The sequence below is a fragment of the Clavibacter lycopersici genome, assembly GCF_003576405.1.
Lineage (GTDB): Bacteria > Actinomycetota > Actinomycetes > Actinomycetales > Microbacteriaceae > Clavibacter > Clavibacter lycopersici.
In genome coordinates this window covers 1-9,909 of record NZ_QWGT01000091.1, presented here as the reverse complement: position 1 = coordinate 9,909, position 9,909 = coordinate 1, and the positions used below count along the sequence as shown (strand labels likewise).

The 9,909-nt window shown below is 75.5% G+C and carries 15 protein-coding genes; 7 read left to right on the top strand and 8 right to left on the bottom strand.

Features of this window, described 5'->3' with window-relative positions; genetic code table 11:
- Together modA and DZG00_RS07950 are read right to left on the bottom strand one after the other, a co-directional pair.
- The coding region (gene modA / locus DZG00_RS07955) for a molybdate ABC transporter substrate-binding protein (protein WP_233550101.1) at window positions 1-735 on the bottom strand (735 nt) is incomplete at its 3' end.
- A gap of 14 nt (window positions 736-749) precedes the next feature.
- The gene (locus tag DZG00_RS07950; RefSeq protein WP_119455513.1) at window positions 750-1,265 is read right to left on the bottom strand and encodes a TOBE domain-containing protein; all 516 of its coding nucleotides are present in this window, start codon (window positions 1,263-1,265) and stop codon (window positions 750-752) included.
- A gap of 93 nt (window positions 1,266-1,358) precedes the next feature.
- Here DZG00_RS07950 and moaA point away from each other — a divergent pair, with 93 nt between their 5' ends.
- Together moaA and DZG00_RS07940 are read left to right on the top strand one after the other, a co-directional pair.
- Window positions 1,359-2,444, top strand: coding sequence for a GTP 3',8-cyclase MoaA (gene moaA, locus DZG00_RS07945; protein ID WP_375342496.1), 1,086 nt, complete (start codon window positions 1,359-1,361; stop codon window positions 2,442-2,444).
- Window position 2,445: 1 nt separating this feature from the next.
- Window positions 2,446-2,712: a MoaD/ThiS family protein gene (locus DZG00_RS07940; protein WP_119382383.1), complete on the top strand. Its 267-nt coding sequence runs from the start codon at window positions 2,446-2,448 to the stop codon at window positions 2,710-2,712.
- Window positions 2,713-2,730: 18 nt separating this feature from the next.
- Here DZG00_RS07940 and DZG00_RS07935 read toward each other — a convergent pair whose 3' ends face one another.
- Window positions 2,731-3,384 (bottom strand): hypothetical protein, encoded by a 654-nt coding sequence (locus DZG00_RS07935; protein ID WP_119382382.1) that lies wholly within the window; start codon window positions 3,382-3,384, stop codon window positions 2,731-2,733.
- 81 nt (window positions 3,385-3,465) lie between these two features.
- Between DZG00_RS07935 and DZG00_RS07930 the strand changes: the two genes are divergently transcribed.
- Genes DZG00_RS07930 through DZG00_RS07915 form a run of 4 tightly spaced genes read left to right on the top strand, consistent with a single transcriptional unit; the run spans window position 3,466 to window position 6,117 of the window.
- Window positions 3,466-4,104: a TetR/AcrR family transcriptional regulator gene (locus tag DZG00_RS07930; protein ID WP_119382385.1), complete on the top strand. Its 639-nt coding sequence runs from the start codon at window positions 3,466-3,468 to the stop codon at window positions 4,102-4,104.
- Window positions 4,101-5,030, top strand: coding sequence for a class A beta-lactamase (gene bla / locus DZG00_RS07925; RefSeq protein ID WP_119382381.1), 930 nt, complete (start codon window positions 4,101-4,103; stop codon window positions 5,028-5,030). Before DZG00_RS07930 ends, bla begins: the two co-directional genes overlap by 4 nt.
- A 38-nt stretch (window positions 5,031-5,068) precedes the next feature.
- Window positions 5,069-5,398, top strand: a complete 330-nt coding sequence (locus tag DZG00_RS07920) for a hypothetical protein (RefSeq protein ID WP_119382380.1) — start codon at window positions 5,069-5,071, stop codon at window positions 5,396-5,398.
- Between the two features lie 59 nt (window positions 5,399-5,457).
- Complete coding sequence (locus DZG00_RS07915; protein ID WP_119382379.1) at window positions 5,458-6,117, top strand: haloacid dehalogenase type II; 660 nt, start codon at window positions 5,458-5,460, stop codon at window positions 6,115-6,117.
- A 46-nt stretch (window positions 6,118-6,163) separates the two neighbouring features.
- Here the strand turns inward: DZG00_RS07915 and DZG00_RS07910 are convergent, their stop codons facing one another.
- From DZG00_RS07910 to DZG00_RS07900, 3 genes are read right to left on the bottom strand one after another with little or no spacing between them, the layout of a single operon-like run.
- Window positions 6,164-7,138 carry a DUF1648 domain-containing protein gene (locus DZG00_RS07910; RefSeq protein WP_119455512.1) on the bottom strand — a complete coding sequence of 325 codons (975 nt, stop codon included), beginning with the start codon at window positions 7,136-7,138 and terminating at the stop codon, window positions 6,164-6,166.
- Entirely contained in the window at window positions 7,135-7,485 is a 351-nt protein-coding gene (locus tag DZG00_RS07905) for a GntR family transcriptional regulator (protein WP_119382992.1), read from the bottom strand. The genes DZG00_RS07910 and DZG00_RS07905 overlap by 4 nt, the downstream gene beginning before the upstream one ends.
- A 52-nt stretch (window positions 7,486-7,537) precedes the next feature.
- Window positions 7,538-7,972 carry a VOC family protein gene (locus DZG00_RS07900; protein ID WP_119382993.1) on the bottom strand — a complete coding sequence of 145 codons (435 nt, stop codon included), beginning with the start codon at window positions 7,970-7,972 and terminating at the stop codon, window positions 7,538-7,540.
- Window positions 7,973-8,090: 118 nt separating this feature from the next.
- Here DZG00_RS07900 and DZG00_RS07895 point away from each other — a divergent pair, with 118 nt between their 5' ends.
- A complete protein-coding gene (locus DZG00_RS07895; protein ID WP_119382994.1) occupies window positions 8,091-9,104 on the top strand; it encodes a helix-turn-helix transcriptional regulator in 1,014 nt (337 codons plus the stop codon).
- Between the two features lie 26 nt (window positions 9,105-9,130).
- Here DZG00_RS07895 and DZG00_RS07890 read toward each other — a convergent pair whose 3' ends face one another.
- Both DZG00_RS07890 and DZG00_RS07885 read right to left on the bottom strand, forming a co-directional pair.
- On the bottom strand, window positions 9,131-9,484 hold the full coding sequence (locus tag DZG00_RS07890; protein WP_119382995.1) for a VOC family protein: 354 nt from the start codon (window positions 9,482-9,484) through the stop codon (window positions 9,131-9,133).
- Between the two features lie 37 nt (window positions 9,485-9,521).
- The coding region (locus DZG00_RS07885) for a substrate-binding domain-containing protein (RefSeq protein WP_147359953.1) at window positions 9,522-9,909 on the bottom strand (388 nt) is incomplete at its 5' end.

The following is a 9,909-nucleotide window of genomic DNA, read 5'->3' as shown; positions in this document are numbered from 1 at the left end:
CGCGTCGTCGCCCGCCACGTGGTCGGCGAACGCGGCGGCGGCCGCGGGCGACGCGGATCCGGCGAGCGGCGCCACGACGCAGTCGGTCGTCACGTCCGCGTCGTCCGGCAGCGTCACGCCCTCGACGCGGTCGCCGGCGGCGCGCACGTCCGTCTCGTAGACGACCGCCGCGTCCACCTCGCCGAGCTCGACCCGGGTGAGTGCGGCGCGCACGTCCTGCTCGAGCGAGTCGGGCTGCGGCGTGACGCCCGCCTCCCGGAACGCCGTCGCGGCCGCCGCGCCGCAGGGCACCTCGGGCGCGCAGAGGGCGAGGGTGCGGGCGGGGTCGGCGAAGTCCGCGAGCCCGGCGACGCGGCCGGGGTTGCCGGGCGGCACCGCGATCTCCAAGGCGTTGCGCGCGAAGACCCGCGGATCCGCGGCCGTCTCCCCCGCATCGACGACGGTCTGCATGGTCGCGTCGGATGCGGACGCGAAGACGTCCGCGGGCGCGCCCTGCACGATCTGCTGCGCGAGCGTCGAGCTGCCGCCGTAGGACACCGTGACGGTCATGCCCGGGTGCGCGTCCTCGAAGCCGCGTGCCACCTCGTCCATGCTGCCGGTGAGCGACGCGGCCGCCTGCACGACGAGGGTGCCGGTGAGAGCGTCGGGGGCGGGATCCGGGGTGCCTGCGGGTGCGGATCCGCCCGCGGAGCACCCGGCCAGGAGCCCGGCCGCGACGGCGCAGGCGACCGCCACGCGCGCGCCGCGGATCACGCCCGCCCGCCCGTCAGCGTCTCGGGCGCGAGCAGCTCGACGCCCACGTTGGTGGCCTTCACGGTCGCGACGGCGGGCGCGCCGACCTCGAGCCCGAGCTCGTCGGCGGCCTCGCGGCTGATGAGCGACACCACCCGGAACGGCCCCGCCTGGATCTCGACCTGCGCCATGACCCCGTCGCGCACGACGCGCGTCACGATGCCGGGCATGCGGTTCCGCGCCGAGGCGGCCGCCCGCCGGGCTCCTCCGCTCGCCGCGAGCGCGCCGTCGGCGGCCAGCTCGGTCGCGAGGTGCGCGAGCTGCACGCCGTCGACCTGGATCAGCCGGCCCTCGCCGCGCACGAGGTCGAGCCGGCCGGCGTCGGCCCAGCGGCGGAGGGTGTCGTCGCTCACGCCGATGAGCGCGGCGGCCTCGCTCACGCGGTAGCGGAAGGGTCCGGAGGCGGGCGCGCTCTGCGCCGTAGGGTCGGCATCCGCGGCGCGGGCGGGCGTGCGGTCCCTGTTCTGCGTCATGCAGCGATCCTAGGGACCGCAGACGCGGCGCGCGCCCCTCGATCGGATCCGCGCGGCGTCGGCCCCGCTCCGGCGCGCGCGTAGCCTGGACGCATGAGCACCTCGCTGGGGATGCCGGCCATGCCGCGTCCCGTCGCCGCTCCGGGCCCCGCCCGGCCCGACGATCCAGCGCTCCTCGACCCCTTCGGCCGCCGCGCGACCGACCTCCGCATCTCCCTCACCGACCGCTGCAACCTGCGCTGCACCTACTGCATGCCGGCCGAGGGGCTGCCCTTCACGCCCGACCGGCAGGCGCTGCAGCTCGCCGAGATCGAGCGGCTGGTGCGCATCGGCACGCGCGACCTCGGCGTCCGCCAGGTGCGGTTCACGGGCGGCGAGCCGCTGCTGCGCCGCGACCTCATCGAGATCATCGCCGCGTGCGCCGCCCTGCCCGACCGGCCCGAGATCTCCCTCACCACCAACGCGATCGGCCTCTCCTCCCGCGCGCAAGCGCTCAAGGACGCGGGGCTCGACCGGATCAACGTGTCGCTCGACTCCGTGCACGCCGAGACGTTCCGGCTCATCACGCGCCGCCCGTTCCTCGACCGGGTGCTCGACGGCATCGACGCAGCCGCGGCCGCAGGGCTCACGCCCATCAAGATCAACGCGGTGCTCGTGCGCGGCGTCAACGACGACCAGGCGGCGGACCTCCTCGAGTGGGCCGTGCAGGGCGGGCACCAGCTGCGCTTCATCGAGCAGATGCCGCTCGACGCCGACCACGCGTGGGACCGCGACGAGATGATCACGGCGGCCGAGATCCGCGCGCGCCTCTCGGAGCGCTTCACGCTCGTGCCCGACGAGGAGCCGCGCGACGGATCCCCCGCCGAGCTGTGGCGCGTGCACTCGCGCGAGGGCGGGGCCGGCACCGCGATGCTGGGCCTCGTGGGCGTCATCGCGAGCGTCACGGAGCCGTTCTGCGCCGACTGCCGCCGCACGCGCCTCACCGCGACGGGCGGCGTCCGCAGCTGCCTGTTCTCGCACACCGAGACCGACCTGCTCGCGCCGATGCGCTACGGCGCCTCGGACGCCGAGATCGCGGATCTCTGGCGCGGCGCGATGTGGGCGAAGCCGAAGGGCCACGGGATGGACGACGCCGACTTCATCCAGCCCGCCCGCTCCATGAGCGCGATCGGGGGCTGACGTGATCGTCCCCGTGGAGCTGTTCGCCGCCGCGGCCGCCGCGCTCGGCCGCACGACCGACGAGCTCGAGCTGCCGTCCTCGGCCGTGCTCGGCGATCTGGTGGACGCGCTCGGCGCCCGCGCCGCAGCCTCGGAGGATCCGGCGAACGCGTCCGCCGTCCTCGCCCGCTGCACCTACCTCGTCGAGGGCGTCGCCACCACCGACCGCGACGCGCCCCTCACCGCCGGGAGCGCGGTGGACGTGCTGCCGCCGTTCTCCGGCGGCTGATCCGGCCCCTCCCGCGGGTCAGCTCGCGAGGTCGTCGAGCCAGTTCGAGCGCAGCCGGAGGGCGCGCTCCGTGCTGCCGAGCACCGCGGCGACGCCCACGGCGATGTTGGCGGCGAGCGGGATCCGCACGGGCAGCTCGAACGGGCCGAGCGCCTCCTCGACGGGCGGGATGTCCATGACCGTCTCGACGAGCTGCGGCACGGCCACGCCGAGACCGACGAGCACGACGAGCGTCGAGACGGCGCCGATCCCGCGACTCAGGCCGGGATGCGTCCGGTGCAGGCGCGCGCGCCGACCCTCCGCCGTCGCGGCGTGCGGGGTCAGCTGGCGCTCCGTCCCGTCGTCCGTCACGTGATGGCAGCGCCGCACGCCGAAGTTCCCGACCGCCACCTCGATCCGGCCGCCGGGCACCGGGAACCGCGCGGGCAGCTTCGAGAGCGATCGCAGGCGTCCGTCCACGTAGAGCCGCGCGCGGACGGCGCCGTCGTCGCCGTCACCGAGGTGGCGGATGTCGACGGAGTGGGTGGCCGGGACGCCGTCGGGTCCGGGCAGGGTCACCTCGAGGAGCGATCGGCTGAAGAGCTGCCACCAGCGGAAGCGCGGCAGCGGCTCCCCTCCTCCCGCGCGCAGGCGCCGGGCGGCGCGGCGCTCGTCCCATCGTCGGATCCCCATCGCGTCTCCCTTCCGTCACGGGACTAGCACGGCGTATTAGCCCGTACCGGCAAGCTAGCACACTGTGATAGAAAGGTGGGCATGACAGCGCGGAAGACGGACGACGACGAGCGGAGGCCGGGGACCCGGGACCGCATCCTCATCGCCGCCGCCGAGATGCTCGGCGAGGACCCGACGGCGCGGCTCAGCGTCCGCGCGGTCGCCGCACGGGCGGGCGTCAGCACGGGATCCCTCCGCCACTTCTTCCCCACACAGCAGGCGCTCGTCGAGACCGTGGTCGCGAGCGTGTACGACGTGGAGGTGCCGGACGACCCGATCCTCGACACCGACCGGTCGCCCGAGGAGCGCCTCATCGCCTGCCTGCGGCAGCTGCTCGGCGAGGTCGGCACCGGCGAGCGCGCACGCGAGCACTGGCGCCGGCTGCACGAGGCGTACGTGGTGACCACCCCGACGGAGGACCAGGTCGCCTCCTACCTCGCCATCGAGCGGCTGGGCGTGCACCGCATCCGCCGCTGGCTCCAGGCACTCGCCGACGAGGGACCGGTGCGGACGGACCTCGACGAGGGCGCCCGGTTCCTCGCCACCGTGCTCGACGGGCTGTTCACGCAGCGCGCCATGCCGACCGAGCCGGCGCGCTTCGGGGACGAGGCCGCGGCGCTCCGCATCGCCGTGTCCGCCGTGCTGGCAGGCGACGACCACGACCACCGAGGAGGACCATGACGCACCCCCGCAGGACCACCGCGTTCGCCGCCATCACGCTCGCGGCAGCCGTAGTCGTCGGAGCGAGCGGGTGCGCCGCGGATCCCGCCGAGGCACCCACCGCGCAGGCGACCACGGTGACCACGGCCCCGGCACGGGACGTCGACGTGTCGGCCGAGCTCCAGGCGCTCGAGGGCGAGTTCGACGCCCGCGTGGGCGTGAGCGTCCTCGACACGGGGACGGGCGACTCCGTCGCGTACCGGTCGGACGAGCGATTCGGCTACGCATCGACCCTGAAGCTCTTCGCGGCGGCGGAGCTGCTGCACGACGTGCCCGCGGATCAGCGCGACGAGATCGCGACGTGGTCCGCGGCGGACATGGAGGAGGCGGGCTACTCCCCCGTCACGAGCGCGCACGTCGACACCGGCCTGCCGCTCGCGCAGCTGGCCGAGGCCGCCATGCGCGAGAGCGACAACACGGCCATGAACGTGATCCTCGAGCGCATCGGCGGGCCCGCGGGCCTCGACCGGGCGCTCGAGGAGCTCGGGGACACGACCACCGAGGTCGTGAACCGGGAGGACGAGCTCAACCGGATCGAGCCCGGCAGCACCGACGACACCACGACGCCCGCCGCCTTCACGGGTGCGCTCGCCGGGATCCTCCGCGGCGACCGACTCTCCGACCACGACCGGGCGATCCTGCTCGACTGGATGAGCGGCAACGCCACGGGCGACGCGCTCATCCGGGCAGGTGCGCCCGACGGCTGGACCGTGGCCGACAAGTCGGGCGGCGCGGGCGCCATCCGCGACGACATCGCGGTGGTCACGCCGCCGGGCCGCGATCCCCTGGTCGTCACGATCCTGACGACCCGGAACGACCCGGAGCGCGACCACGACGACGCCCTCGTGGCGCGCGCGGCCGAGGTCGTGCTGGCGGCGCTGGCGTAGCGGTAGCCGCCGGCCGCCCGGAGCGGGAGGGTGGGAGCATGCCGCAGCAACACGAACCCGATCCCACCCACGTCCGCGACCAGCCCGCGATCCGCACCGGACGCCGCCGCCAGTGGCTCGTCCCCGCGGGGCTGATGGCGGGGATCACCGTCGGGCTGCTCGTCGCGGCGCACCGGCTGGAGACGGCGATCCCCCTGGCCGGCATCGTCGCGACGGCCCTGCTGTACGTGGCGATGCTCGTCGTCGCCGCCGCGGTGCCGACGGTGCGCACCCGCAACCTCGCATTCGCGTGGCTCATGGGCCTCATCGCCGTGGTCGCGCTCGGGTCGCTGCTGCTCCTGCTGCTCTCGGAGCGCGCGGGGGCCTGAGGCGCGGCGCCTGCCCCACCGTCGAGGTCGCCGTACGGGCGCCGGGCCAGGGTGGAGGCATGCCCCGCACCGTGATCCTCGACGTCAACGAGACCCTGTCCGACACCGCTGCACTCGGCGACGTGCTCGCCGGCATCGGTGCGGGCGCCGCCACGCCGACCGGGTGGCTCGCGGCGACGCTGCGCGACGGCTTCGCCCTCAGCCTCACGACCGGTGCGCGCCCCTTCGCCGACGTGGCCCGGCAGGCGCTCCGCGTGCTGCTCGCCGCCGAGCCCGATCTCGAGGGATCCGTGGACGACGGCGTCGAGCGCGTCATGGCCGCGTTCGCCGAGCTGCCCGTGCACGCCGACGTGGCGGACGGCCTGCGCGCGCTCGCGACCGCCGGGCACCGGGTCGTCACGCTGTCCAACGGATCCGCCGACTACGCGCGCTCGCTGCTCGAGCGCGCCGGTGTCGCGGACGCGGTCGACGCGTTCCTCAGCGTGGACGACGTCGGCGTCTGGAAGCCGCACCGCGACGCCTACGCGCACGCCCTGTCGCGCACGGGCGCCGACGCCAAGGACTGCACGCTGGTCGCCGTGCACCCGTGGGACCTCCACGGCGCGCGCGCCGCGGGGCTGGGCACCGTCCACCTCGCCCGCGCATCCGACGCGTGGCCCGACGTCTTCGAGGAGCCGGATCTCCGCATCCGGGCGTTGACCGAGCTGCGCCTCAGCTGACCGGGGCTCCGTCGCAGCGGCCGTGAGCCGCAGCCGGCTCGGCGGTTCAGCCGGCGGGACGCGCGGTGCGGGCGTCCAGCAGCGCGCCGAGGACGGCAGCCCCGCGATCCGCGTCCGCCACGGTCACGAGACGCGCGCGGCCGCCGCTCAGCCGGACGACGAGGCCAGGACCGGAGCGCGTGACGTAGGCGACGCCGCGACCCGAGAAGCGGAGGCCCCAGCCGCCCCACTGCCCCGGGGAGACGTCCTCCCAGCCGGCCGACTCGATGCGGGCGAGGGGGACGCGCATGACCGGGATCCGGGTCCAGGCCGACACGACGCGCAGGCCCCGCCGGTCGACCGTGACGTCGACGCGGGCGAGCGCCAGCATCGCGAGCCCGGCCACCACCAGCGGGATGCCGGTGAGCGCGGCGGCGGCGGGATCCCCCACCGGCGCGCTGGCCGCGGCGACGAGTCCGAGCACCACGACGGCCGCGCCGATGCCCCCGAACCACCCGCTGCCGGTGCGCCCGCGCCAGGCGACGCGCGCCGTGGCGGGGACCTGGAGCGGCGGCACGTCGTGCGCGGGGACGGGCCCGGCGGCGCGGACGAGGACGGTCATCGGGATCACCGCGGCCACGACGCCGACGCCGAGGAACACGACGCTCCACCACATGGGCAGGGTGCCGTCGCCCACCGATCCGGCCCGGGCGAGGGCGATCCAGGCTGTGGCGAGGCTCCCCGCGAGGAGGTTGACGACCAGCAGCACCGTGGCGGCGGTGCGCCGGTCCCGCGCCCGCAGGGCGGCGACGGCCAGCGCCACGGCCCCGAGCGCCAGGGCCAGCGCGATCGCGAGCATCAGCCAGGGCGAGCCCCAGCCGTCCGGCGTCCCGTCGGCGCTGAAGTGGACGGCGATCCGCCCGGGGAGCGCGGGCGCCAGCAGCACGGCCGCGACGCCGAGCGCCAGGGTGACGACCACCGCGGGGGCGACGACCGCCACGCGCGCGGCGGTGGGCAGTGGCAGAGGCGCCGTGGTCGTCATCGTGCTCCCTTGATCATGGTGATGAGGTCGTCGAGCGGCACCTCGAGGGTCTCCGCCTGGTCGCGGAGCTCCTCGACGAGCGTCCGGAGGCGGTCGAACGAGGCGTTGCCCGAGCGGATGACCGTGGCGCCGCGACCGCGTCGCAGCTCGATGAGGCCGTCGTCCTGGAGGCTCGCGTACGCGCGCAGCACGGTGTGCATGTTGACGTCAACGGACGCGGCGAGGTCGCGCGCCGAGGGCAGGCGCTCCCCGCTGGCGAGCTCGCCGCGCGCGATGGCGTAGCGGATCTGCGTGGCCACCTGCTCGGCGAGCGACGCCTTCGCCGTGGGATCCACCGTGATGAGCATGTTCGCATTCTATGCGAACAATCCAGCTCGGGGAAGCCGCGGCGGGCGATCGCTACGCCCCCGTCTGCCAGGGCACGATCACGTCGATGATCCACGTCACGCCGAAGCGATCCGTGAGCTTGCCGTAGAAGGGCGAGAAGGCCGCCGGCCCGAAGGGCACGTGGATCGTGACGCCCGCCGAGGCCGCGAGCGCGCCGCCGAACCGCTCGATCAGCGCCGCGTCCTCGCTGCGGAGCGAGAGGTAGAACGGGTTCTCGCCGGGCGAGTACGGGAGGGCGTCCTGGATGTCGTACGCCATCACGTGGAAGCCCTCCGGCGAGCGGACCTCGCCCCACGCGATCTGCTCCTCCTGCCCCGGCGACTGGCCGGCCTCGGTCTCGCCGTAAGGGACGGCGACCAGGTCGCCACCGAAGACCTGGTGGTAGAAGGCGAGGGCCTCCGCCGCCTGGCCGCGGAAGTTGACGTGCAGGGTGGTCGTGATGCTCATGGGTCCTCCTGGATGCGCGCTCGCGATCGAGCGCCGGATGACGGCGGATCCGCCGTCGAGGACAGCTCATCGCGCGTACAGGTCCGCATGCGTCCTGTTCCGGCGGGAGGATGGATCCGTGCCCTCCGGTTCCTCCGCCCTCACCTCCCGTCGGCTCCTCGCCCTGCTCTCGCTGCTGCAGTCGCCGCGCGAGTGGCCGGGGCCGGTCCTCGCCGCGCGCCTCGGCACGACGCCGCGAACGATCCGGCGTGACGTCGAGCGGCTCCGCGAGCTCGGCTACGCGATCGACACCACGCGCGGGCCATTGGGCGGCTACCGGCTCGGGTCCGGATCCGCCCTCCCGCCCCTGCTGCTCGACGACGAGCAGGCGCTCGCGGTGGCCGTGGCGCTGCGGACCACCGCGCTGACCGGGACCGCGGTCGAGGAGGCGGCGGCGCGCGCCCTGCGCACGGTCACGCGGCTGATGCCCGATCGCCTGGCGACCCGGGTCGGTCGCCTCGAGATCGAGGCGGCGGAGGATCCGTCGCGCGGCGACCGCGCCCCCGTCGACCCGAAGGCGCTGCTGCGGATCGGCGACGCGATCCAGCGGCGGGAGGAGATCCGCTTCGACCTCCTGCCGGCGACCGGCGCGACGGAGACGCCCACCGGTCCGCGACCGCCGCGGCGCATCGAGCCCCACCACCTCGTGCTGCGCGCCGGCCGCTGGTACGTGATCGGCTGGTCGACCGAACGCGACGACTGGCGCGTGCACCGCGTCGACCGGGTGGAGCTCAAGTCGCACGGTGGCCGGCGGTTCGAACGCCGCGAGGTGCCGGGCGGCGACGCGGCGGGGTTCCTGACGGCGCGGTTCCGGGGATCCCCGTCGACGGACGGTGGCTGGCCGTGCGCAGGGACGGTCCTGCTCGACCTGCCCGCCGCGGCCGTCGCGCCGTACGCCGGCGATGGCACGGTCGAGGACATCGGGCCCGGCCGGTGCCGGTACGACTCCGGATCCTGGTCGTGGCACGCCCTCGCCGCGGATCTCGGCCGCTTCGGCGCCGACATGCAGGTGGTCGGCCCGGACGAGCTGCGCGCCGCATGCGCCGACCTCGCCGGCCGGTACGCGCGCGCCGCGGCCGACCCGGCGACCTGATCCGACGGGCGTCGTCGCGCGTGCGGTCACCGCCCGTCGTACGCGGCCTCCAGATCGGCCACGACCAGCCTGCCCATGCCCATCATCGCGGCCATGGCGCGCGCGGCGCCCGCGGGGTCGGGCCCGCCCACCGTGGTGACCATGGCCCCCGGGACGACCTGCCACCAGGAGCCCCGGCGATCGCGCACCCAGCCGCACCGGCCCTCGGTCCCGCCGTCGGCCGACGCGTCCCAGTAGCGGTCGACCTCCTCGTGGCAGCCGACCGCGATCGACAGCGACACCGCCTCGGTCGCCTGCATGCCGGGGAACAGGTCGACGTGGAACCGCGCCGCCTCCTCGATCTCCTCGCCGAACCAGAGGGTGGGGGTGATGCGCGGCATCGCTGCTCCTCGGCTCCGACGGCGGCCTCGTCGCGCATCAGGCCGACTCGCGCACCACCAGCTGGTGCCGCACCGTGCGGACCACCTCGGGGCCGGAGCGCGGCAGCTCACCCGCGATCATGGCGACCGCGAGGTCGAGCGCGTGGCGGGCGAGCTCGTCGAGGTCCACCGCCAGGGTCGTGAGGGTCGGCGCGAGCAGGCGGCCGAGGGACAGGCCGTCGATGCCGACCACGCGCACGTCGCCCGGCACGTCGACGCCCGCGCGGCGGCAGGCGGAGAGGACGCCGAGGGCGCACACGTCGTTGAAGGCGACGATCGCGTCGGCCGTGCGCAGGCGGGCGACGACGCGCTCGGTCGCGACGGCGGCGGCCTCCGCGGTGGGGGCGGACGCGCGGACGACCGACACCTCCATCGAGCGCGCCTCG